At 62.9% G+C, this 21,932-nt stretch carries 20 protein-coding genes; 11 read left to right on the top strand and 9 right to left on the bottom strand.

All coding sequences use genetic code 11. The features are described from left to right. Positions 1–282 precede the first annotated feature (282 nt). Positions 283–2,703 (top strand): NB-ARC domain-containing protein, encoded by a 2,421-nt coding sequence (locus RN51_RS04260; RefSeq protein ID WP_045262785.1) that lies wholly within the window; start codon positions 283–285, stop codon positions 2,701–2,703. Between the two features lie 1,192 nt (positions 2,704–3,895). Continuing rightward, the gene (locus RN51_RS04255; RefSeq protein WP_045262784.1) at positions 3,896–4,927 is read left to right on the top strand and encodes a hypothetical protein; all 1,032 of its coding nucleotides are present in this window, start codon (positions 3,896–3,898) and stop codon (positions 4,925–4,927) included. Between the two features lie 224 nt (positions 4,928–5,151). Here the strand turns inward: RN51_RS04255 and RN51_RS04250 are convergent, their stop codons facing one another. Then, positions 5,152–5,715: a recombinase family protein gene (locus RN51_RS04250; protein WP_045262783.1), complete on the bottom strand. Its 564-nt coding sequence runs from the start codon at positions 5,713–5,715 to the stop codon at positions 5,152–5,154. A gap of 327 nt (positions 5,716–6,042) precedes the next feature. Between RN51_RS04250 and RN51_RS04245 the strand changes: the two genes are divergently transcribed. Genes RN51_RS04245 through RN51_RS04235 form a run of 3 tightly spaced genes read left to right on the top strand, consistent with a single transcriptional unit; the run spans position 6,043 to position 9,759 of the window. After that, positions 6,043–7,089, top strand: a complete 1,047-nt coding sequence (locus RN51_RS04245; RefSeq protein WP_052674579.1) for a hypothetical protein — start codon at positions 6,043–6,045, stop codon at positions 7,087–7,089. Then, the gene (locus tag RN51_RS04240) at positions 7,082–7,687 is read left to right on the top strand and encodes a hypothetical protein (RefSeq protein WP_052674578.1); all 606 of its coding nucleotides are present in this window, start codon (positions 7,082–7,084) and stop codon (positions 7,685–7,687) included. Before RN51_RS04245 ends, RN51_RS04240 begins: the two co-directional genes overlap by 8 nt. 11 nt (positions 7,688–7,698) lie before the next feature. Then, complete coding sequence (locus RN51_RS04235; protein WP_156149086.1) at positions 7,699–9,759, top strand: hypothetical protein; 2,061 nt, start codon at positions 7,699–7,701, stop codon at positions 9,757–9,759. 12 nt (positions 9,760–9,771) lie between these two features. Here RN51_RS04235 and RN51_RS04230 read toward each other — a convergent pair whose 3' ends face one another. Continuing rightward, positions 9,772–10,041, bottom strand: coding sequence for a helix-turn-helix domain-containing protein (locus RN51_RS04230; RefSeq protein ID WP_231579208.1), 270 nt, complete (start codon positions 10,039–10,041; stop codon positions 9,772–9,774). A gap of 192 nt (positions 10,042–10,233) precedes the next feature. Here RN51_RS04230 and RN51_RS04225 point away from each other — a divergent pair, with 192 nt between their 5' ends. From RN51_RS04225 to RN51_RS04210, 4 genes are read left to right on the top strand one after another with little or no spacing between them, the layout of a single operon-like run. Next, on the top strand, positions 10,234–10,635 hold the full coding sequence (locus tag RN51_RS04225) for a hypothetical protein (protein ID WP_101848708.1): 402 nt from the start codon (positions 10,234–10,236) through the stop codon (positions 10,633–10,635). After that, positions 10,632–11,447: a metallophosphoesterase family protein gene (locus tag RN51_RS04220; RefSeq protein WP_045262779.1), complete on the top strand. Its 816-nt coding sequence runs from the start codon at positions 10,632–10,634 to the stop codon at positions 11,445–11,447. The genes RN51_RS04225 and RN51_RS04220 overlap by 4 nt, the downstream gene beginning before the upstream one ends. Beyond that, complete coding sequence (locus RN51_RS04215) at positions 11,440–11,646, top strand: antitoxin VbhA family protein (RefSeq protein WP_045262778.1); 207 nt, start codon at positions 11,440–11,442, stop codon at positions 11,644–11,646. Before RN51_RS04220 ends, RN51_RS04215 begins: the two co-directional genes overlap by 8 nt. Next, positions 11,643–12,023, top strand: a complete 381-nt coding sequence (locus RN51_RS04210) for a hypothetical protein (RefSeq protein WP_045262777.1) — start codon at positions 11,643–11,645, stop codon at positions 12,021–12,023. The genes RN51_RS04215 and RN51_RS04210 overlap by 4 nt, the downstream gene beginning before the upstream one ends. Before the next feature lie 7 nt (positions 12,024–12,030). Here the strand turns inward: RN51_RS04210 and RN51_RS04205 are convergent, their stop codons facing one another. Next, positions 12,031–13,389 carry a hypothetical protein gene (locus RN51_RS04205; protein ID WP_156149085.1) on the bottom strand — a complete coding sequence of 453 codons (1,359 nt, stop codon included), beginning with the start codon at positions 13,387–13,389 and terminating at the stop codon, positions 12,031–12,033. Positions 13,390–13,543: 154 nt separating this feature from the next. Between RN51_RS04205 and RN51_RS04200 the strand changes: the two genes are divergently transcribed. Then, complete coding sequence (locus tag RN51_RS04200) at positions 13,544–14,482, top strand: hypothetical protein (protein WP_045262776.1); 939 nt, start codon at positions 13,544–13,546, stop codon at positions 14,480–14,482. Positions 14,483–14,498: 16 nt separating this feature from the next. On the opposite strand, the gene RN51_RS04195 is transcribed toward RN51_RS04200, so the two are convergent. Next, complete coding sequence (locus RN51_RS04195; RefSeq protein WP_200838702.1) at positions 14,499–14,840, bottom strand: ArsR/SmtB family transcription factor; 342 nt, start codon at positions 14,838–14,840, stop codon at positions 14,499–14,501. Between the two features lie 123 nt (positions 14,841–14,963). Between RN51_RS04195 and RN51_RS04190 the strand changes: the two genes are divergently transcribed. Next, the gene (locus RN51_RS04190; protein ID WP_045262824.1) at positions 14,964–16,322 is read left to right on the top strand and encodes a peptidoglycan DD-metalloendopeptidase family protein; all 1,359 of its coding nucleotides are present in this window, start codon (positions 14,964–14,966) and stop codon (positions 16,320–16,322) included. Between the two features lie 23 nt (positions 16,323–16,345). Here the strand turns inward: RN51_RS04190 and ccsB are convergent, their stop codons facing one another. From ccsB to RN51_RS04165, 5 genes are all read right to left on the bottom strand, one after another. Further along, positions 16,346–17,353, bottom strand: coding sequence for a c-type cytochrome biogenesis protein CcsB (gene ccsB, locus RN51_RS04185; RefSeq protein ID WP_045262774.1), 1,008 nt, complete (start codon positions 17,351–17,353; stop codon positions 16,346–16,348). Between the two features lie 39 nt (positions 17,354–17,392). Next, on the bottom strand, positions 17,393–19,069 hold the full coding sequence (gene resB, locus RN51_RS04180) for a cytochrome c biogenesis protein ResB (RefSeq protein WP_045262773.1): 1,677 nt from the start codon (positions 19,067–19,069) through the stop codon (positions 17,393–17,395). After that, positions 19,050–19,805, bottom strand: a complete 756-nt coding sequence (locus RN51_RS04175) for a cytochrome c biogenesis CcdA family protein (protein ID WP_045262772.1) — start codon at positions 19,803–19,805, stop codon at positions 19,050–19,052. The genes resB and RN51_RS04175 overlap by 20 nt, the downstream gene beginning before the upstream one ends. Continuing rightward, positions 19,802–20,467, bottom strand: a complete 666-nt coding sequence (locus RN51_RS04170) for a TlpA family protein disulfide reductase (protein ID WP_082066388.1) — start codon at positions 20,465–20,467, stop codon at positions 19,802–19,804. Before RN51_RS04170 ends, RN51_RS04175 begins: the two co-directional genes overlap by 4 nt. Positions 20,468–21,107: 640 nt before the next feature. Beyond that, the gene (locus tag RN51_RS04165; protein WP_197073178.1) at positions 21,108–21,779 is read right to left on the bottom strand and encodes a M23 family metallopeptidase; all 672 of its coding nucleotides are present in this window, start codon (positions 21,777–21,779) and stop codon (positions 21,108–21,110) included. Positions 21,780–21,932: the final 153 nt, after the last annotated feature.

Genomic DNA, 21,932 nt, shown 5'->3' with positions numbered 1-21,932 from the left:
ACGGGGTAACTGCGGGATTCTGGCATTCAGTACGGAGCATGTTCGTCAGGGCGCGTGCTCGCCCGTCAACATCCCTCTAAGTCGTCGACGCACCAGCAAGTCGGGTCCAGTGATAACCCCTCGCACCCGATGCCGCTGTCCACATCGATCCTGCTCATCATGAGCCGCTTACTTTGAATGGTTCCGCCTGCGTGCGCCCCATCGCCTGGTACGAAACAGCGTCATACGCACCGATATGATGGCGCCTAAACATAGTGGGGGGTCATCTTGAACGAGCTTCGCATGAGCCGTGCGCGCCTTTACGTACTTGTCGATGCATTCGAAGCTGATCTTCGCGCAAGCATCGAACGCTACCTTCTTGACCACCTCGATGAGTCGGAAGTCTACACAGCCGCAGAGCTCACTCAGATCGAGACACGGCGCGAGGCAGATACCGACAGTAGTTCGAACGCATCCGTGCATTTCTTGGATCTGCAAACAGCCGTCGACGTACTCGCTCGTCACAAGGATCTGTTGCCGCATGAGCTGATGACGGAGTTCCGCGACAACTTGCCCCTTCTGCCGCGTCTCACTCCAATCCGGCATCGCGTGATGCATGGGCGTCCCCTGGCCGACACTGATCCGACTACCTCGGTTGACCTTCTATCCGGTCTGCGCTCTCGGCACTGGCCAAACACGAAGAGCGTGTTGAAGCGACTCGAAGATGACCCCGCGTGGGAGCCCCTCTTCGAGAAGCGATCCGCTCCCAACGAACGCACCCTTCATAATCTTCCTGAGGTCGACTATGACGAGACAAGCTTCATCGGTCGCAAGGACTTGCGAGTCAAGCTCATCGAGACCCTGAGACGTCGGCGAAACCCCGTAACGACTCTCATTGGTGAGGGCGGAATCGGCAAGACGGCTCTCGCGCTTGAGGTGGCCTACGAACTGCTTGACAGTGATGAGAATCCCTATGAAGCGATTCTTTGGGTTTCGCTCAAGACCGAGAAGTTGACCGCATACGGCGTCGAAGAACTGAGAAGCGCCATTCGTGGTGTTGACAGTACGATCCGCGAACTGGGTCGAGGGCTGGATTCAGACTTCGGCGGCTCGCTGCAGGAGTTGTCCGATGCGCTGGATGGCATCGAGACGCTTGTGATAATCGACAACCTGGAGTCCGCGCACGGGGAAGAGATCGTCCAGATGTACGATGCTCTGCCGCAGTCAGTGACGTATCTCTTCACCAGCAGGTGGGGCATTGGGCAGCTCGAGCGAACAGTCCCCGTACCGCCATTGAACGAAGCAGAATCCGAACTTTTGTTGCGAAAGTTCGCGGCTGCCCGCAACCAGAAGTCACTCGCGTCCCTGAGTCCCGTAGCCGCGAAGAATACGGTGAAGGCACTGCGGTACAGTCCTCTCGCGATCCGATGGTTTGTACTGGCGAGCGAGGCCGGACGTATCCCGCTCGAGACCTTGCGTGACCAGAGCACGTTGCTTGAATTCTGCGTCAAGAACGTGGTGGACACGCTGACGACCGACTCGCGAGCCGTGCTCGACATCCTCAGAACGTTGGACCGCGGGATCTCGTTCGACGAGTTCGCAGTCCTTACCGAGATGTCCGTCGATTCTCTGCGCCGCGCAACGCAAGAGCTGACTCGTGGATCGCTTGTATTGGTTGAAGCCGACGCCGCGGGCGCCATCGCCGGTCGTCTCGCCCTTACCGCAACCGCACGCATGTTCCTGCAGAAGCCATCTGTCAACACGGACTTCCTGTCTACCGTGCGAAAGCGAGAACGAGAGTATCGCGCCGCCCTCGATGATGGCGCCAAGAGCCGGCGCTACCCACAGATCACCGCGCGAGATTCAAACGACAATCCCGCAGTCTTCTTGCTGCAGTCCGCGGAGAATCTGGCCAAGACCGGAAACTTCTCGAAGGCTGAGGTGCAGGTGCAACGAGCACTCAGCTTCAATCCGGAGTTCCCCGAGGTCTACCGCGTGTGGGCGAGGATGCTGGCGCAGCAGACTCAGTACGAAGCCGCCGTTTCACAGCTCCAGTCCGCGCTTTCGTACGCGCAGGACGACTCATCACGGGCGCGAGCGCATTATGAGATGGCTGATGTGCTCGCGCGGAACATTCGTGATACCCCGGGGGCACTCCCCCACGCCGAGGAGGCATCCCGTCTCGAGCCCTGTTCCGACACTCATTTCCTACACGGCCGAATCCTGTACTGGAACGGAGCGTACGCTGCGGGACAAGAGGAACTCGAGATGGCCCTCGAAGGGGCAAGCAATCGCCAGGCCCTGGGCGTTACGACGGCCCTCGTCGACAGTTGGGGCCGCTGGGCAGACAATCATCTTCGCGAGCATGAAGCGGAGCCTGCTCTCTCGAAGGCATTGACGGGCTTCCACCAGGGACGGGCCCTCCTCGACAAGCATCCGCGCGATAGCCGCCTCTGCAACGTGACTGCAGAGTGCGTCCTCCATGCCATTCGCTCGCTGCATCGTGTCTCAGATTCTGCACTGATGCGGCACTCCGCCGCGCTGAGGCAGACGGGAGTCTTCGTTGTTCGCCATCGCGGCCTCATCGACTCCAACAAGCGGCGGCTGCTACGCGATGCATTCGACCGAGCAGTTTTTCGGGACGTGCTCGGTAGCGAGACTCAACGGAGTCTTGAACACGCCAGAGGCGACCTTGTCGCAAATAGCCAGCCCACAAAAAGGTAGTCGACTGTAGAGTCCCGTCCTCCGCACCAGTACCGCGCGACTATCTGGGCCGCGGAAACGGTGGTGCGCATCCTGGGGTGGGAATGAACCCCGCCGCTCCGACGCGGCGGGGTTCGAGCCGGTTCCCCACCGGCCTAGGGAGCCCGCACTCCCATACCTCTTCTTCATGCGCGGTCCGTCACCGTACGTGTGACTGACGAAGTGACGAAGTGACGGTTTCTTGAGTTTCGGGCATTCCTCTCTACAGGAGAGATCTCTTCCTAGAGAGGTAACCCTAGGAAGCCCGCGAATCGTCACTTCGTCACTTCGTCACTTCGTCACTTCGTCACCCAGAGAATGATCCGTCGAATCTGAGCAGCTTGGGGGTCACCCGGCGAAGTACTTGGTACCGCAACGCAGACACCGTCTGCACCGCACTCATGAGAGTAGGTACCCGTGACCGATTCAGTTCCTCCCGCCGACCGCGCACCCGGCGCTGCCCTCTGTGGATGTGGCTACAGTCGACGAGGGGCGAGGCTGACCCTTCTGGCCATCTACCCAGAAACGTTCCGTGACGCGCCCCAGCGTCCTTCAGGCACGCAGACTCGCAGTGAGTCGGAGACAGTCAGCGCACCACTCTACGAGCGCCCAAATTCGCCCGGTGTCTACGACCTGTACACGCCCGCCGACGAAGGCGCGTACTGGGCAGCTCGCCTGGCACTGTCCACCGACGGCGCGTGGAAGGTAGACGATCCAGCTCTCGTCGCGTCTTCAAAGACAGGCGCCAACGGAGACGGCCACGCTGATGACGCGAGCACCAGCTTCAAGGATTGTGTGCGGGATCTGGTGCGTGAATCGCGCGACAGTGACGATCTCCTCATCGCTCTCGACATCCTCCTGGGTGAGGACTGCCACTTGCGGCCAGCGATCTATCCCTCTGTGCCGGCCTGCTGCAGTGCACGTGGGGTTACCGGCGGGACGACTTCGGGCAAGCATGACTGAGGTCAACTTTGCCGCCCTGCCTTCTCGGACACCTCTACACCCCCGGCGCACTTCGCGCCGCGGTGATCCCTACGAGCTATGGCACGGTCGAGCCCTCGGTCGCTGGGCCTCCACTGACGACGAGCCGGCGCCTTCCTGGCTTCGGATGCGGAAGGAGGACGCACGCGAACGTGTACTCGCTTCCCGAAATCGTGAGCGGGTACTCCGCGTTATGGCGGTTCTGGATCAGTGGCGAACCGCGACCATCGAACAGGTCGAGGCCCTCGCTGATGTTGAAGGGCTGACCCGCGGTCGCACGAGCCTCGTAAGCGCGCTCTGGAACGCGGGCCTGGTCGACCTCGGTCGATGGGGTCACGCTTGGGGCAGCGTTCCGCCGCGGGAGCAGCTTCTCCTCCGCCCTGCCGGTGACTCTGCGGCGGTGCAAGATCTGACGTCAGTGCTCGGTTGGGCTGAGTGGTTCTCTGTCACCGCTGGTCTCGGTGTGGACGCTTCTCGTCAGTATGCGCGGCACAACGTACTCGCCACGGAGTTCGGCCTGCGGATGGCGGAGCACGGGCACGTAGGTATGGTGCTCGGCGAGAAGCTCTCCTCCTGGGAACTGCTCGTACGTCCCGTACCGGGCGCGCCCGATCTCCCGCGCGGCGGACAATCAGCCGCCGACCTCACCCTCATTCGCCCCGACGGGTTGAGGGTGCTGGTGGAGATCACGGCTACCACCACGGGTATGGACGCGAAGGTCCGACGCCTCGCGAAGCTGCTCCACCAGCGACCGATGGCATGGTCCGGTCTGACGGCGGTCTTCGTCATCGTTCCTCGCCGCGACAAGCCCAACACCACTCTCGCCGACCTCAAGGTCGTGACCCGCGCCGTCGAGCGTGCCGTACGGTCGTTTCCCGGAATGGCTGGCGACCCCACCGCGGCGAGGATCGGCGTCGTCACCTGGCAAGCGCTGTTCCCGCAGAACGGCACAGTTCGACAGGACCTTGTAACGCTGCCGGTGATGACGCCGACCGGAGCCTCCGGCGCGCGCTGGCAGCTGATGCGACTGCTGGATGAGGCGGCCTTCCCATTCAAGCCCAAGGACCCCGAGGGTATTCGAGCCGTGCTGCAGAACACCTCCACCCTCAGAGGCATTCCTGCATCGCTGCGCCCATCGGGCACTCAACTCCCCACAGGAGGAGGAAAGGTGAAGCTGCGCAAGCGTCACGACCCCTCCCTCGCCAAGCTCATGCTTGCTGGCTGAGCTTTCAATCGACAACGAGATGGAGACAACATGACCAAGTACCGTAACGCCTTCTGGGACCGTCTCGAGGCTCGAAGCAATCGAGCGCACGCCGGAGGAGGAGTTCTACCAGATGGACCGCCTCAAGGCGGGGCTCTGCCCTCGAATGACCGAAACCTACCGCTGGCTCCCGCCACCGCGTGAGCCAGAAAGGCCCCGCGCGTCCGGACGGGGCCTTTCCACACTCAAACTTGCCGAGTCACGCGGATGACGGTCGTCTTGGACGTGCCGAGCGCGCGAGCGATGGAGTTGTACGACTCACCGCTGGCACGGAGCCGCTTGGCGAGCGACTGCTGGTCCGGGGTGAGGGAACTTGGACGCCCCAGGTGCTGGCCCCGAGCACGTGCCGCGGCGATCCCCTCCTTTGAACGCTCCGCGGTCACCGAGCGCTCGAGGCTGGCTACGCCGGCCATGATGGTCAGCACGAGCTTCCCGGTCGGACCCGAGGTGGTGATCCCGTCGGAGATGGAGCGAAGCGTGATTCCTCGCTCGTCTAGCATTTCGACCGTCCGTAGCACGCTGGCGGCGGAACGCCCGAGACGGTCGAGTCGAAAGATGAGGAGCTCGTCGCCGGGTCGTGCAGCATCGACGAGACGTGTGAACCCTGGACGCTCCATCGGATCGACTGTCCCGGAGCAGGTGTCTTCGTAGAGACGGTCGTAACCTGCGCTGTCGAGGACGGAGCGCTGGGAGTCGTGGCGTTGACCAGCTGTTGAGATTCGGGCGTAGGCGAAGGTGAGGGAACTCATACCGAGATCATGCGCGGTGCCGGTCAGAAAGTCATGCCATCTGTACCGTCCGCGATGGGCGCGGGATTCCCGCGGGCAGTCCGGTCCAGAACTCCGGTCCACTCCGTGATCTTCGACGACCGAGTTTCGTACCACGACGCCCCGTCCACGCCTACCAGATCTCCGCCAGGCTCATTCCACACAGCGGGACGCAACGAATTGGCGCACCACACAATAGCGGCGCCGCGAGCGGTCACGGATCGTGGCGGAACATGACCACCTGCCGTCGGAACATGCGCGGGAATGGGTTATGGATATGCTGACGCTACAGACAGGCGGGGGGGGCGAGTGTCAAGTCAGATTGCGGTGCTCGGAGCCGGCGACGTCGATTTCCGGTTCCTTGAGGTTCGGTTCTCGGGCCCGGCCGGCGCTCGCGACGCGTTCGAACGACTCGTTGCGGACATCGTGGGCATCGTTCATCCCGACGTTCAAGAGATCCAGGCGAATCCGGGCGACTGGGGCATCGACGCCTTCGTAGGGGACTTGGGCGAGGCTGGTGAAGTTCATGTCTGGCAGTCGAAGTACTTCATCAACGGTTTCGGACCATCGCAGCAGAGTGAAGTGCGGGAGTCGTACAAGTCCGCGCAAAAGGCAGCACACGAGCATGGCTACAGGATTGCGTCGTGGACTCTGTGCGTCCCGTGCGAACTCGACGGTCCAATGCTCAAGTGGTGGAACGGGTGGAAGAAGCGCACGGCGAAAGCGGATGACCTAACCATCGAACTGGAGTCGGGCGGGCGCCTCCGGCGGCGACTCCAGGCCACTGCTGGTGAGGACGTGCGCCGGTTCTACTTCTCTCCTGTCTTTGCGGTGCCCGAACGCTCCGAGGACGAAGTGGAACGCGGGCTCGAGGAACTTGTCGATGAGTCGAAGTATGACGGCGCCCTCTTCGTGCGCCAGTTGGATGAAGCCGGGCTACCTGAAACCCGCTCAGCGAGGGAAGCGTTCTTCAACGCTGAAATCCTCGAACGCGAGGTCACAGACAAGGGTCTTTCGACCGAAGTCTCCGCCCTATCGACGTGGCGAGTTGCCGTGTCGTCGACGTGGTCGGTCGCATTCAACACTGCATGTCAGACGTCGCCCGAGCGACGGTTTCCTCGGCTGTACGGAGAAGCGCTTGCCGGGATCGAAGCCAGTCATGTGCGCGAAGCGGCGAGCCTGCGCGCACATGTGATTCACGGCGTTGGCCTGCTTCATCAGGCTGTGGACAACGGACGCGCTGGATGGGTTCGGGATTGGCGAGAAGTCGCGCAGGACCACCGATCTCGCACCTCCCTGTCGAAGCCAGCGACCGGGCGCGAAGTCGATGATGAGACGGAGAACACTGATGACTAGTTCGACCGCGTTCATGGATAACGCCGCATCCACGCTCAGGGCTGAATCCGTCCCGGCCTTCCGCATGGCGCAGCTCCTTCTCGTCCTCGATGGCGTTCAGCCTCCACTGAATCGAGTCGACCTCGAGCGCCTTTCCATCATCGAATTTCTCTCGGCCAATCCGTTCCTTGTGGTGGGCGACGACTCGCCGGAAGCAAACGAACTTCGCCTTCAAGGGTTTGGGCGCCACTCCATCACATACGCCTCCCCTAGTCAGCGGTTTGTCTCCCGTCGCGAGCGAGTAGCGTCTGATGTCGCTCAGTTGGTCTCCCTTGGACTTGTTCGACTTTTCGTCGCTGACAGGCAACGAGTTTTCTCCCTCACTGAGCTTGGCGAACAGTCAGCCGAGCGACTCTGCTCGGTCTATGCGGATGCGTATCGGCTTAGCGTGGCCACTGTGGGCCCCTTGGTGATGCGGCTCTCGGCTCAAAGGATGCGCCAACGCCTCGAGACCTGGCTCCGGGTCGACCCGATGCTTTTCGACCTCATCGACGCCCCCACATACCACGAGTTCGAGGCGGAGACTTCCGGCCTCGCATCACGCGACATGCTCTTCTAGGACCACTACCAATGACTGCCACTCGCCCTGCATTCAACGTCCGCGGCCTCCGTCTGGTCGGGCCAAACCACTCATATCGAGTCAACTTCACCGACCGGAATGATGCCGACGTGATCCGTCAGCTTTCGATAATCGCCGGCGAGATCAGCACTGGAAAGACTTCGGTGCTCGAGTTCATCGACTGGTGTCTCGGTGCGAAGGAGCACCCTGAACACGACGAGATCATGGCGAACGTACGCTCGGCTCAGCTCGCCATCGACGTGGCAGACGCGCGATCTACCGGAGACACCGCGAGTCGATACGTTATCGAGCGAGCTCTCGGGTCGAAGAAGACTGCCGCTTACCTCTACACCGGCGATTTGGACAGCATGTCTGGAACCCCTGTGAGGTCGTTCACTTCAGACCCCGCGGATACCGACTCTCTGTCGCACTACCTACTCCAGTTGTGCGGCCTCGCCGGTTTGCGCTTGGACGAAGCACCAACGCAGACGGATTCGAAGACAAGCGTGCTGAGCTTCCGGGATCTACAGCCCCTGTGGTTCCTATCGAACCGACGGCTTGACAACGGTGACCTCACTTACCATAACCAAACCGCGCGCTCCATCAAGCTGAATCAGGTCGTTAACTTCTTCTTCGGAGTATCCGATAACCAGCAGTCCTCGTTGTCGCGTGCGGTAGAAGAGCTCGGAGCTGAGGAACGCGAACTGTCGCGCGCCGTCCAGACCCTTCGCACCTTCATGACGGACGCGGGCTTCACGACGCTCGAGGAAATCACTGCCGAGTCGGACCGACTAGGGATACGGGTCGCTGAGCTCAACGCCAAGAGGCGGAGCATCGACGCCGACATCTCCGCCCGCGGCGACTTCACGACCGAGCTTCGCGCGGCGTTCGCGCGGAGCACGAATCACGCTCGGAGAATCCAGACTGAGCTGCGTGACCGAGAGACTCTGACGCTGCGGCTCGAACCGCTCCGCGCTCAGTATGCGGACGAGATCCGCCGACTCGACCTTGTTGCCGAGTCTGTCAGCCTCTTTGACTCGCTGACCGTCGTTACATGTCCCGCGTGTCAAAGCCACTTGAAAACTTCACCGACCGTCGCCGGTGAGCGATGCTCGCTGTGCCACTCGGACTTGACCTCGGATGACACCCCGCAAGATGAAGCTCCCGACCTTTCGACCGAACGACGCAACCTCGTCCGCCGGCTGAATCAGCTACTCGCATTCTCGCAGGAGGTGAGGGCAGAAGGTGACGAGCTTCGTCGCAAGCTGAGTGCGGCAAATGATGAGGTCCAGGAGGCTCAGTCTGCTCTAGACAGCGTCTCGCGCCAAGTCGTGTCCCCGTTCCTCGCACAACGTGACGAGATACAGAAAACGCTCGGCGATGCTCGGGTAGACCTCAAGACCATGCTTCGGGCACGCCAGATGCTGCTCCAGCTACAGCAGAAGGAAGTGGAGCTGTTGAAGACTTCAGCAGCTCTCAAGGAAGCACGGTCGAGGAAGGCTGAGTACCTAAAGCGAGCCACCCCGCGGGATACGATTCTGGCTAGGATCGGTGACCGGATTCATGAGATCCTTCGAGACTTCGACTATCCGAAGATCGATCTCGTTCGGGTTGACAGGAACCTCATCCCCTATGTGCGTGACCGACGCTATGACCGAGTCGGCTCATCTGGGGCGATGACGCTCATCGCCCTTGCGTGGGAGCTCGCGCTCTTCGAGCTCGCGTTCGAGCAGGGAATGGGACATCCCGGCTTTCTCATTATCGACAGCCCGCAGAAGAATCTGGTCCCAGGGTCAGTCGTCACCACCGCGCCTGAGACGCCCAGTAGCTCCGACAGGGAGGGCGAAGAGCTCGGACGCCTTATCACGACGCGAAGCAGACACATCGTCGAGAACATCTACATGCATGTCTCGGACTGGGTTTTGAAGCACCCCGGCGCTCAGATCATTCTTGTCGACAACCAGCCGCCGTCGGTCGCTTCTCAACACACCGTCGTGCGATACTCGCAGAATCCTGACTACCCGCCGTATGGCCTTATCGAGAACGAAGACGGACGCGACCAAGACCGGTAGGGTCTGGCTTCCTCAGCGAGCCGTCACGTCCGGGTGGTTCGCCGGTACCAACTCCTGAAGCGACACCTCGAAGATCTGCGCCAAGGCTAGGAGCGTTCGCAACGTGGGGTTTGAGGGTGCACCGGACTGCGCTTCGCCACGCTCGTAGCGCTGATACGTGAATCGAGCTAGACCCGCACGATAGGCGACCGCTTCTTGCGACAAGCCTTTCGCGTCGCGCAGACGACGGATCTGAAGACCAAGCTCTGCGGCGAACTTCTGCCACTCGTCGTCAGCACTCACGTCCGTCCTCATCACTCTCCAACGATCCGATGAAGGCGCTGACCCATGGATATGTCTATGTGGCAGAATCGGTCACCACGACGCATCAACCGACGGCCGACGCCTCGCGTTTGACGATCTGCATGTGCGGCGCTGTGCATAGACCCCGGGGCGGCTCGATGCATGCCCTTCAGCCCCGAGTCTGGAGTGAATGTGACAGATCTGACACCAACCTGGTGGATCGCCACCGATGTCGAGGCGCCCCGCGAGTGGCAGGACGCATTCGAAGCGCTCACCGAGGAGAAGCGCGCAGACCATCTCGGTCTTGCCGCGGGCATCTTCGTCGCCACTGTGCGGCGAAGAACCGGCGGCGGACCCACGTTCAAGGAGCTGTTCGCTGCTCTCTTCAACGACAAGCCTCTGCACCCTGAGTGGCCCGCTGGCCTGAACTATGTCACTCGCACCGCGATTCTTCACGCGTTTCGCCTCCACGTAGCGATTCAGTGGAAACGGGGCGGATGGATCAGCTGGGACAAAGATGTTGAGCGCAGTCTCCGGGTTGGCCCGACATTCCGCGAGCGCGCTCGTGCCCACCAGGCTGCGAGGACTCAGTGAGAGCACTTGAACGCGCGTCGACCATCGATCTCCCGGATCAGCGCGTGGCGGTGTGCGGGGACTGGCACGGCAACGTCGGCTGGGTCAGGACGCTCTCTCGTATCCTGCCGGCGCTGGCACCGGACGTGACGACGATCCTGCAGCTCGGTGACTGGTGGATCGATCCCGATGCCGTCGATGAGGCACTCGCTGACACGAACATCGACCGCATCTATGTGACGCTCGGCAACCACGAACCGTGGTCGGACGTCACGCCGCTCCTCGACGAGCAGCCTAGTTCAGCCGTCCGAGTCTCGAAGCTCACCTGGCTCCTGGCAAGGCCCGCCAGGCTCACCATTGGCGGACGGTCGGTGCTGTCGCTCGGCGGTGCAGCCTCCGTCGACAGGCTTTGGCGACGAGAAGGCGCCGGATGGTGGCCCGATGAGCGCATCGATGACTCTCATGTGGCCGCGGCCATCGCTGGTGGTCCCGCTGATCTGATGCTGACGCACGAGTCCCCTGCCCGCACGCCCGTTCGCGCCGTACAAGAGGTGCTGCGGTCCAACCCGATGGGATTCCCTGACGAAACGCTCGCAGAGTCCGCACAGTCACGCGAGCGGGTTGCCAAAGTCTGGGACGCCATCCGACCAGGACTGCTGATGCATGGTCATATGCATGTTGCTGGCGGCGGCGCGACCGACGACGGGCGCCGCGTGGCGAGCTTCGGACGAGACACGATGCAGGGCAGCCTCGCGTTCCTCGACCTGCGGACGCTGCGCCTAGAGGTCCCCACGGTCCAGCAGATGAGAGAGGCGGCATTCCCCGTTGGGTAACGATGACCACGTCCGTACGCGAGAGGAGCGGCTGAACGGAGTCCTCGAAGCGTTCCACTCCTGCCGCCTCGACGGCCTCGCTCCGACACGTGATGCGATCCGCGACGCCTGGAACTACATCGAGGGCCGCCGCACCCTCGACGAGATCATCGAAGACGTTCGTCGCCGCCACACCCGGAAACCCGAGAAGGAGCCGTGACCGAGGAGGAACCGAACCCCTGGGCTGAGATCGTCGGTCCGTGCTACACGGTGACCAGCATGGCCCGCACCCTCGGACGGACGGAGGCTGAGGTCATGGAGGCTGGGAACGATCTCAGCCTCCTCATGTTGCGCACCGAAGACGGCGTCTACCTCTTCCCCGTCTTTCAACTGCACGACGGCGAGGTGGTTCCAGGTCTGCGGGAGGTTCTTCTCACCCTCCAGACCGGCGTAAGCGACTCCTGGACATGGGCGCAGTGGTTGAACGTCTCGTTGCCCGAAGCGGATCCGCCCCGCAACATCACGCGGCTTATCGAGGGGCGCCTTGATGAAGCGCTACGGGACGCGCGACACGACGCTTGGTCATGGAGTAACTGATCCGAGATCATCCTTGCGGGAGCACCAAGCTCGTGGTGCTGGTGACGAGATGTCCGGCAGGAGAAGATTGCTCCCGCATGCCGGCTCGCTCGCTAACGTGCGCCGCACCCGGTAAGGCCTCGGGCGGAAGCGGGTAGAGCGCCCCGGGGTTGTGGAAGACAGTGGTGCCATCAATCCAGCGTTCCTCATATCCCTCACCCACCTGCTGACTGAATGGCACAACCTCGCCCGAGTTGTCTTCCGCGTAACGAGAACCGCGATGGAACGCCAACAGCGATGACTCCCCCATCCCCGCCGCGATGCCCATGCGATTGAACTTGCTGAGTGTCCCTGCTGCATTGAAGATCACGGCACTGATCCGCTCCGAATCAGGCAACTTAAAGAAACCGGACTCAAGCTCCTTCGTGCCCCATTTAAGTGTTCCGACGGGGACCTCGACCTGGCGGACGACTCCATCCCGCTCCACATCTTCGATGCGCACACCGTAGAGGTATTCGTACAGCGCGGGCTGGCTCCACGTCATCGACAGGTCCTGATGGAAGTCTTGCACAGCAATCACGAAGGGTATCTTCCGCGCTCCGGTTCGCTCCCAGTAGCGCTTTCTGAGCTTTGCAACAAGCGGGCCGGAGAAGCGAGTCGGCAGGTAGTTGTGCGCATAGTCAAAAAGCTCGTCAGCCGTCTCCGGCGGAACGGGCACGTTGTGCACTGGCGGCGGGTTCGCGGTCGTTGCCTCGACGTAGAAATCTCCGAACACACCTCGTGCAAGGAAGTCTGGCGCGGGCTTGGGCTGTTCGACTCGTAGACCCGCCTCACGCATCAGCGCCCATACATATAGTTCCCACACCCTGGCATCGAAGGCAGTGGTCTGAAACTGCTCGACGAAGGTTCCATCTTGGTTCTCGTACCAACGCATGGCGACCTCTATGAGGCGACGCGCAGCGACGGCACTCGTCTGATCTCGTAGGTACTTGAATCGAACGTGCAAGCGATCCTCGTTCGAAGCCACTCTGAAGAAGTTCTCGGAAGGCCTCTCATCGCCTTGAGTGCGTGAGTTGTCGTAGTCCGCGTGAACATTCGCCATAGCTTCCGCAGTCGCATTCACCGCGGCACGTACATCTGCGTGTGGGCCTAGCAACCTGACTCCCCGATAGCGTCCAGAGAGGTCGGGAGCGAGCACGCAACTGTGGAGCTCGCGGTCGGTCGAGTCAACTAATAATACGCCGAGCACCTTAGCGGGTCGGATCTCCAGCCACGCAACTTCCTTGGTCGGCGCAAGTGGGCCCGCCCCCCGGGCCCAGACCACGAAAGCGTTGAATCGCTGTTCGCTGATCTCCGAGATCTCGACAGGTGTGTCGTTCGTATTCACCGTCTGCCTCCTCCGCCACCTGCGACCAGAGTAGCGATGCACCCTGCTCGCCAGCCCGAAGTTGCACTGCCCCGCCTCAAGGCGTCGCCGGCAACGCGAACCATAGCCCGGCTGAAGCGGGCCGCGCCGGCCGCAGTCTCGATACGCTCGCTCCATGTATTCGTTCCGCGTACCGCTGCATGTAGGAAACAGCAATCCGGACACCGCCGAGAGTCGACTCTCGCTATCAGAGTCGAACAGCGAGAGCATCTGGCTCCAGTCGAATGGGCCGCTCGCGGACGCCGAGAGAGCGGCGTTTTGCGGATCCGGCTACCCGACCGCTGAAATAGCGGAGCAACGGGCCAATGAACTTCTTCCGGCGCTGCGGCTCACTTCTTTACGCACAGGAATCTACTTCGACTTCTTGTCCCGCGAGGCATCCGCTGGGATGTCTGAGACCGCGCTGCGCGACCTCAATGAGGCTCTCCCGACAGGAGTTCGCGCTGCCCGCTTTCGCCCGGGGGTCACGGTGCACCTGACATCGGAGGACATCGTCGTGCCTCGACTGAGCGCAACAGTTCGCGCTCATACGCCCGCGCAGACCGTGGGCGCGACGTTCCAGCGCGCGATGCGCTCCGCGACCGCCTCACCGCACGGTTCTCTGGCATTCGACCTATATGTTGCCAGTTGGCGAATGCCCACGGATGACGCCCGTCTTCTCATGCTCACGTCCGCCGCCGAAGCCATGGTCGTCCGCAAGAAGGTCTCTAGTGAGGAACGAATCGCTCTTCGCCGACTTGCCGCCGTAGTCCGAGCCGATCAGACGCTGTCACCTATCAGTAAGAAGTCGTTGGAGAATCGGATCGGATCGTTGCACAAGGAGAGCATCAGCTCTGCGAGCGCCCGACTCGCAGACCATTTGAACCCGCGCACCTTCTTGGATCGAACGGCGCGTGATTTCTTCAGCTATGCGTACGACGTCCGAAGTCGTCTCGTGCATGGCGACGTCCCTCCTTCAAGCTCGGAGGTCGCGCTCGTGCTAGGCGCTCTCGGCGAGTTCGTACGAGAGCTCATAGAACTGGAGCTGTCGTCTCTCGAGACGGCACGTCCCTAACCAGAGAGCGAGCCGGCTACTTGTCCTGTGGACTGGTCTCGACACCGGTCGGGAGGTACGCCACGTGGCCAAGCACGCCATCAAGCAGAGCCATGACGTGGTCGTCGTACAAGTCGTAGCGGACGTTGCGCCCGTCGCGATTTCCTGACACGAGGCCGAGCTCGCGCATCAGCCGTAGGTGGTTCGACACGGCTGTCTGACCAGCTCCCACAGCTTCGCAGAGCTGGGTGACGGTCAGCGACGATTGTCGCAGCGCGGTGAGGATCCGCAGCCGCACCGGAGAGGAGAGGCCGTGCATGACTTCCGCCAGCCGAACGGCTGCGCTCGACGGCAACATCGTCGCCGCATCGAAGTGCATGTCTCGCGTCACCATAGTGAGTCTACGACGACGACACTCTCTCCGAATTGACGATACATCACGAATTCGTGATGTAACTTGAAGGCGATATCCCAGCGATGAGGAGCCAAACGCGTGAGTCCGATACGCCCGACAGCCGCTGATCTCGCTTCCGCGTCGGCTGCTGATGACTGCGGCTGTGCCCCGAAACCCGCCGAGAGGGATCGACTGTGGAAGCGCCCAATCAATCGCCGCGGCGTCTTCGAGCTCGGCGCCTTGAGCGTGGTGGCGCTCGCAGCGTTCGGGGTCGGATCCGGCGTTTCCATCGCACATGCCGCAACGTACCCGTCGTGGGACGACGTTCAGCGCGCCAAGGGCAACGAGGCAGCGAAGGGTGTCGAAGTTCAACGCATCCAAGGCCTCATTCAGTCGCTGACGCAGAAGGTCGCTGACACCGAGGCCGCAGCACTGCTCGCATCCGACGAGTTCTACGCAGCGCAGCAGCAGTACTTCGAGGCGATCCGGGTCGCAGACGACCTGCAGGCGCAAGCCGACGAACAGACCCTCATCGCTGAGGAGGCGTCGAGGAAAGCCGGACAGCTGGCGGCGCAGCTCTATCGCAACGGTGGCGACGACACCACGCTGCAGCTGTTCTTCGCAGGCTCTGCAGCCGAATCGGATGAGCTGCTGTCGCGATTGGGAACGCTCGACAAGTTCATGCAGTACAACCGCGCGGTCTACGACGAAGCAATCTCGTCGAAGAACGCGGCACAGTCGCTCACAGATCAGGCGGTCGTCGCTCGAGACGAGCGCGACCGACTGCAGCAGGTCGCGGAGCAGAAGATGACAGCAGCGCAGGAAGCCGCAGACGCCGCACAGGCTGCGCTCGACGAGCAGACCACCTACCTCGAGACGCTGAAGGCACAGCTCGCGGCGCTTCAGGACACGACCGCGCAAACGGTTGCCGCTTACCAGGCCGGCGTCGCAGCGCGTGCCGCGGAGGAGAAGGCTCGTCGGGAGAGAGAAGCCGCCGAAGCCGCGGCGAACAGCGGCGGCAACGGGGGCGGAGGGGGCCAGGCCGGTAGCGGAGGGTGGGTTCGACCGCACGGTGGCGCACGCAGCTCGAGCTACGGTCCACGGACCCCGATCTGCGGACCCCAGGGCTGCTCATCGAGCTACCACTACGGCGCAGACCTGGCGAACGGATGCGGTGCGGCGATCTACGCCGCGAACTCGGGAACAGTCGACTATGCCGGAGCCAACGGGAACTACGGCAACTACGTCCGTATTCAGCACGGTGGCGGCGTGAGCTCGGGCTACGCACACATCAAGCCGGGCGGAATCGCCGTTCGTCGCGGTCAGTGGGTCGAGTCGGGACAGGTCATCGCATACGCGGGCAACACCGGGCGATCCTTCGGGTGCCATCTGCACTTCGAGGTGTACCTCAACGGTGGCTACACCAACCCGGTGCGTTTCATGGAGGACCGCGGCGTCTACGTGTGAGATAGCACCGCGGCCCCACCGGATCACGTCAGCCCGGAGTAGGAATGGAGCCCCGGGAAGTAGATGTTCACGACGGAGAAGTTGAACAGCACTGCTGCGAACCCAACAATCGACAGCCACGCAGACCGGGAACCACGCCACCCCCGGGTGGCGCGCGCGTGGATGTACCCCGCGTAAAGGACCCAGATCACGAAGGTCCACACCTCTTTGACGTCGAATCCCCAGTAGCGACCCCACGAGTCGTTCGCCCAGATCGCTCCCGCGATGAGGGTGAAGCTCCAGAACATGAAGCCGACGATAGTGAAGCGGTACGCCAGGGTCTCCAGCGCGTCCGCGGACGGGATCGTGCGAAGGAAGCGAGGACCGCGCTTCTGCTTTCGCGCGTCCGGAGCGTCACTGAGGAGACGCTCGCGCCTACCCTGCATCAGTTGGGTGATTGACACGCCGCAGGCGAGAGCGAACAGAGCTGTGGCGAGCGAAGCCACGAACACGTGGATCACCAGCCACACGCTCTTCAGCGGATCCATCAGCGGCACAACCTCGACATAGAAGCCGAGAGTCGCACCTCCGAGAAGCAGCACGGTCATTCCGAGCAGGAACGCGCCCAAGAATCGAAGATCGTACAGCCGCAGCACCACGAGGTACACGGCGACGATGAGGAGCGTCCCGGTGAGCGCGAACTCGTACATGTTGGCCCACGGGACCCGCTCGGCCGCAATGCCTCTGCCGAGAGTTCCTCCTAGCTGGAAGAGGAACGCCAGAACCGTGAGCGACGTTCCGATTCGCGCCCACAAGCGTCGGGGTGGCCGCTGTAGAGCGGTGTCGGCGCCGGGGACATCTCCGGCGAGCTCTTCGGACGAGGATGCCGGCCCACGCCCGCCGACGGTCGCCAATCTTCGCACGGGAACGGCAACCGGTGCGGCGCTGCGCTGCGCGAGGTCGATGGTGTACGCGGTGAACGCGAGGAGGTAGGTGGCAATCGCGGTCCAGACGAGGAGGAGGGAGATGCCGTCGAGGCTGAGCTGATTCATGACGGGTTCCTTTCGGTCGTGTCGTGCTGCTGGTCGTTGTCAGAAGTGGCCGGCGGGCTTCACAGGCTCCGCGCCGAGCGAAGTCGAGTGACGATGTGCGAGATCGTCGACCGCTCGTTGCAGCGTGGGGTCGTCGCCGCGCGCGAGGCCGGCGTACTCGATGTGGATGCCGTCGATCCCGTCGCGGGCTTTCACCCACACGCGACGCCGGGGTACGAACAGGCCTGCGAAGAGACCCACCATGGCAATCACCGAGAAGAGGAGCACTCCCCCACTGCTCGGATCTTGTTGGATCTGCAGCGAGGCGAATCGCTTCACTGGTTGCTGTTCCTCCGCGATCTCCCACGTGACGGACCCCCAGCCATTCGGGAGGTCGGCCGTGTCACCGGGTCGGAGTTCCAACGAGTCGGTGCCGCTGTCGCCGCCCGTCTCCTGGTCGAGTCCGCTCACGTCGAGCGTGTAGACGGAGCGCGGCGTGCCGTCGTCGATGCCGAGGTCCCCGCTGAAGACGTTGAAGGTGAGCACGGGATCGACGACGTCGGGGTAGATGGACGTGAACGCACCTGACGGGAGAGTGCCCTGCGTGGGGTAGAAGAACCCGACGAGCCCGACTTGCTTCGGTAGCCCGTCCGGGATTTTGATGATGCCCAGGGAGGTCATGTTCGAGTCCTGCGGCAGGAATGGCTGCGACTCACTGAACACGACGTCGCCGTCGCCGTTCCTCACGGTCAGCGTCGGGGCGTACCCGTTCCCCAGGAGGTAGATCCGGTCATTCGCAATCGTGGTCGGGTAGTTCACTCGAACGCTGCGCTCACTGTCCTGCTCGCCCGGCTGGCGGACCGTGATCTGCGCATCGAAGTTCTCTGCCTGTCCCGCGCCCGGTGTGCCCGGCAGTCGATAGGCGACACGGAAGTCGTCGAGCGTGAGCGAGTACGGAACAAGTCCCGCGCCGTCGACGAATCGTCCCGGGTTGAAGGACGAGTAATCGCTCAGAGCATTCACGAACGTCGTCCCCTCCACCACGACTCGTTGTCCGGTGTACGCGAAGGATCCGCCTACTGCGACCGAGAGGAGCACCCCGACGAGCGCGACATGGAAGACGAGGTTGCCGGTCTCACGGAGGTAGCCGCGCTCTGCTGATACCGAGTAGGTGCCTCCCTGGTCGTAACGCTCGACGCGGTAACCGGATCTGCGCAGCATGTCGGAAGCCGCGGAGACAGCCCCCTCAGCATCGCCACCCTTCCCAGCGATGAACCTCTCGCGATGAGCGGGCAACCTCGACAGTCGGGACGGAGTGCGCGGAGGTCGTGACCGCAGCGCGACATAGTGGTGCTTCGCACGCGGGATCACACACCCGATGAGCGAGACGAACAGCAGAAGATGGATGGCGGAGAACCACGGTGAGATGTAGACGTCGAACAGTCCAAGGCCGTCCGCGAGCGGGAACGCATCGGGGTTGTTCCTTCGCCATTGCACCACGCCGTTGGGGTCTGCGCTGCGTTGCGGGAACAGTGAACCGGGGATCGCTGCGACAGCGAGGAGCAGAAGCAGCAACAAGGCGGTGCGCATGCTCGTCAGTTGTGTCCACCCCCATCGCAGCCAGCCGGTCACCCTGAGCGCCGGGCTCGTCACCCCAGATGTTGCGCCGGTATCGGCGTGGTCGGCTGGCCGGAGCGGATCGCCCTTGGTGTCGGGGTCAGAGAGGGAGCGGGACATTGATAATCACCTGCTGAAGTTGGGACATGAGAGCGGTCCAGAGGCCGGAGACCATCAGGATCCCGAGAGCGACGAGCATCGCTCCGCCGATGAGGTTGAGCGTGCGGACATGGCGTCGGAGGAAGGCGAGCGAGGAGGACGCCCATCCCCACCCGGCGGCGAGGACGATGAAGGGGATACCGAGGCCGAGGGAGTACGCCAGCCCGAGCAGGCCGGCTCGAGCGGGGTCACCCAAGTTCCATGACATCGAGATGATTGCGGCGAGTGTCGGGCCGATGCAGGGTGTCCACCCCACTCCGAGTGCGAACCCCAGCAGCGGGGCGCCGACCAGACCTGCACGACTGCCGATCCGTGGGCGCATCGTTCGCTGCGCGACGCCGAAGAGTCCGATGAAGACGAAGCCCATCACGATGATGACGGCGCCGAACACCCTGGTGAGAATGTTCGCGTACTGCAGCAGCACGAAGCCGAACGCACCGCCGAGGATGGTCACGGCGACGAAGACGGTCGTGAAACCTGCGATGAACAGCGCCACCCCCAGCATCAGTCGACCGCGGTGCGACTCTCGGCTTCCGCTCTTGCCCTGTTCTGGCCGCACAGTTCCCCCGAGGTACCCCAGGTACCCGGGCACCAAAGGGAGGACGCACGGTGAGACGAAGGAGACGAGCCCGGCGAGGATCGCCACGGGGATGGCGATCCACAGAACTCCGTCGACGATAAGCGTTCCAGGGTTCATGGGACGCTCTCCTCGAGAACGTCCTCGACGAGCGTCGCGAGGATTGAGGCACTGTCGAGCTGACCGATGACGCGGGCGGCGACTCTGCCGGAGCGGTCGATGACCAGGGTGGTCGGCGTGGCTTGGATCGGCGTCACCTGAGCGAAGGCCAGCTTGACCTTGCCGTCGTTGACGTCGATCACGCTCGGATACGTGACGCCGTTGTCTTTGGCGAACGAGAGCGCGGTGGCGGGTTGGTCGTAGGTGTTCACGCCAAGGAAGGCCACGCCGTCGTCGCGATAGTCCTGCCACACCTGTTCGAGGTATGGCGCCTCGACAATGCAGGGGCCGCATGCGGCGTACCAGAAGTTCACGACGAGGACGTCGCCGCGGTAGTCGTCACTCGCGACTTCCTCTTCGGTCTCCGTGACCCCTTCGAATGTCACCGGCTCTCCGCGCTCGTCTTGCGGGATCTCGACGACTTGGAAGTCTCCCGCGATGAAGCCTTTCTCGTTGCCATCCCTATACTGCTGGGAAAGGGAGTCGTTGGACGCGCACCCTGCGAGCAGGAGAAGGACGGGTATGGAGGCGAGCACGGCGTGACGAATACGTCGTCGTCGGCCGTGATCCTGCGCGCTGGGGACGCCGGTGGCGGGTGGTCGGGGGACGGGCTCGCTGAGCATAGGTTCCTCTTCGGATCTGAATCTCGTTTGGCAGGGCAGAGCCGGTGGTTATCGGGCTCATGCCTCGCGCCCGGGCCATCAGTGCTCGACGAGGAGCGGGTCCCGGGGCGACGTCGCGTCTCGCTCCCGAGTGACGAGCATGACGACGGCGTGAATCGAGGAAGCTCAGGTCCGCGACACGCGGAGTTTCGTGAGAGAGGGGGCGGTGGCCCTCATCGCGATGCTCGGAAGAAGTCGACGTATCAGGTGAGACCTGATACGTCCCGGGTTCATTAGAGGCATTGGCCGACGCAGAGCGCTGAGGAGCAGGAGAAGTACTCCGCAGAACAGTCCGAGAGCGCACGCAACGGGGCCCATGCCGATACTCGATGCAGAGGGCTCCCCCGCCGACGCAACCGAGGGCGCGTCCGGCGCAGCGTTTCGTGCATCGAGCGCCGAGGGATCGTCGACGCCGACGGACGTCGATGCATCAGGTGTCGCCTGATATGGAGCGCAGGCGACGCCCAACACGAGCAACAGTGACGCCATGACCACGACAATCACACCGACGGCAAACGGCGATGTCGCCGCCTTTCGCCCTAGACGAGGGTTCATCGCCCCGCCTCTCAGGTCGAGGTCATCAAGCGGGACGCGCCGGAGCTCATTCACCGGTCTGCTCCCGCAGCCAAGCGACAGGATCGACCGTTCCGTCTCCTGTCGACACTTCAAGGTGCAAGTGCGCACCAAAACTGCGTCCGGTGTTGCCGACTCGTCCGACGACTTCGCCGACGGAGACACTCTCCCCCTCACGAACTCCGAGGGAGCCGCGCAACATGTGCGCGTAGCGGCTGAATACCGTCTGCCCGTCGATCTTGCTCTCAATGTAGACCGTGACCCCGAACGCCCCGCCGTTCTCGGTCGCGATGCGGACCGTCCCGCCGGCCACGGCGCGGATCTGGGCTCCCTCACCTGGTGTGAAGTCGGCGCCTTCATGCATTCGCCCCCACCTGGGCCCGAAACTCGACGACGTGGGCACGCTGACCGGGAACGGCCACTGCACCTCAGCATCGGGATCGAGCAGCAGGGATCCGCTGAAGTAACGGATTCCTGCTGCCGCCGCGAGCTGCGGGACAGACGTCACGCTGAAGCCGTTCGACCGACCAAGGTCCTCCGCCGCAGCATCCTCCGGCACGACAAACGCCTGAATGTCACTATCGGCGGCGGATCGGTCGCTCTCGGAGGGCGCGAACCGCGGCGTGGTATCCGTCCTGGCCGCCGCGACGGTCTCGGCCGGGATCGTCATGCCGACCATGAACGAGGAAGCGACGGTCAATGTGCCCACCACGATGGGCGTTCTCCCGATTCGCCGCCCGATGGACCTCGCAGGAGCAGGCTTTGCAACGCGTCGAGCGTCCTGCTCCGTGGGGGTGGTGGATGGAGTCGTGTTCACCGTCTTCGCCGGAGTCCGCACGTCGTGCTCTCGGCT

Origin of the sequence: Microbacterium oxydans (assembly GCF_000956405.1) — a bacterium.
GTDB classification, from domain to species: domain Bacteria; phylum Actinomycetota; class Actinomycetes; order Actinomycetales; family Microbacteriaceae; genus Microbacterium; species Microbacterium oxydans_C.
Note: the sequence above shows the minus strand (reverse complement) of the source record. Positions and strands in the feature narration are given on the sequence as shown.

Bases quoted from the DNA above. Each gene is read 5' to 3' on its own strand.
- RN51_RS04260 (WP_045262785.1), top strand. From the start codon at position 283: ATGAGCCGTGCGCGCCTTTACGTACTTGTCGATGCATTCGAAGCTGAT.
- RN51_RS04255 (WP_045262784.1), top strand. From the start codon at position 3,896: ATGGCGGTTCTGGATCAGTGGCGAACCGCGACCATCGAACAGGTCGAG.
- RN51_RS04250 (WP_045262783.1), bottom strand. From the start codon at position 5,715: ATGAGTTCCCTCACCTTCGCCTACGCCCGAATCTCAACAGCTGGTCAA.
- RN51_RS04240 (WP_052674578.1), top strand. From the start codon at position 7,082: ATGACTAGTTCGACCGCGTTCATGGATAACGCCGCATCCACGCTCAGG.
- RN51_RS04235 (WP_156149086.1), top strand. From the start codon at position 7,699: ATGACTGCCACTCGCCCTGCATTCAACGTCCGCGGCCTCCGTCTGGTC.
- RN51_RS04200 (WP_045262776.1), top strand. From the start codon at position 13,544: ATGTATTCGTTCCGCGTACCGCTGCATGTAGGAAACAGCAATCCGGAC.
- RN51_RS04195 (WP_200838702.1), bottom strand. From the start codon at position 14,840: ATGCACTTCGATGCGGCGACGATGTTGCCGTCGAGCGCAGCCGTTCGG.
- ccsB (WP_045262774.1), bottom strand. From the start codon at position 17,353: ATGAATCAGCTCAGCCTCGACGGCATCTCCCTCCTCCTCGTCTGGACC.
- resB (WP_045262773.1), bottom strand. From the start codon at position 19,069: ATGTCCCGCTCCCTCTCTGACCCCGACACCAAGGGCGATCCGCTCCGG.
- RN51_RS04175 (WP_045262772.1), bottom strand. From the start codon at position 19,805: ATGAACCCTGGAACGCTTATCGTCGACGGAGTTCTGTGGATCGCCATC.
- RN51_RS04170 (WP_082066388.1), bottom strand. From the start codon at position 20,467: ATGCTCAGCGAGCCCGTCCCCCGACCACCCGCCACCGGCGTCCCCAGC.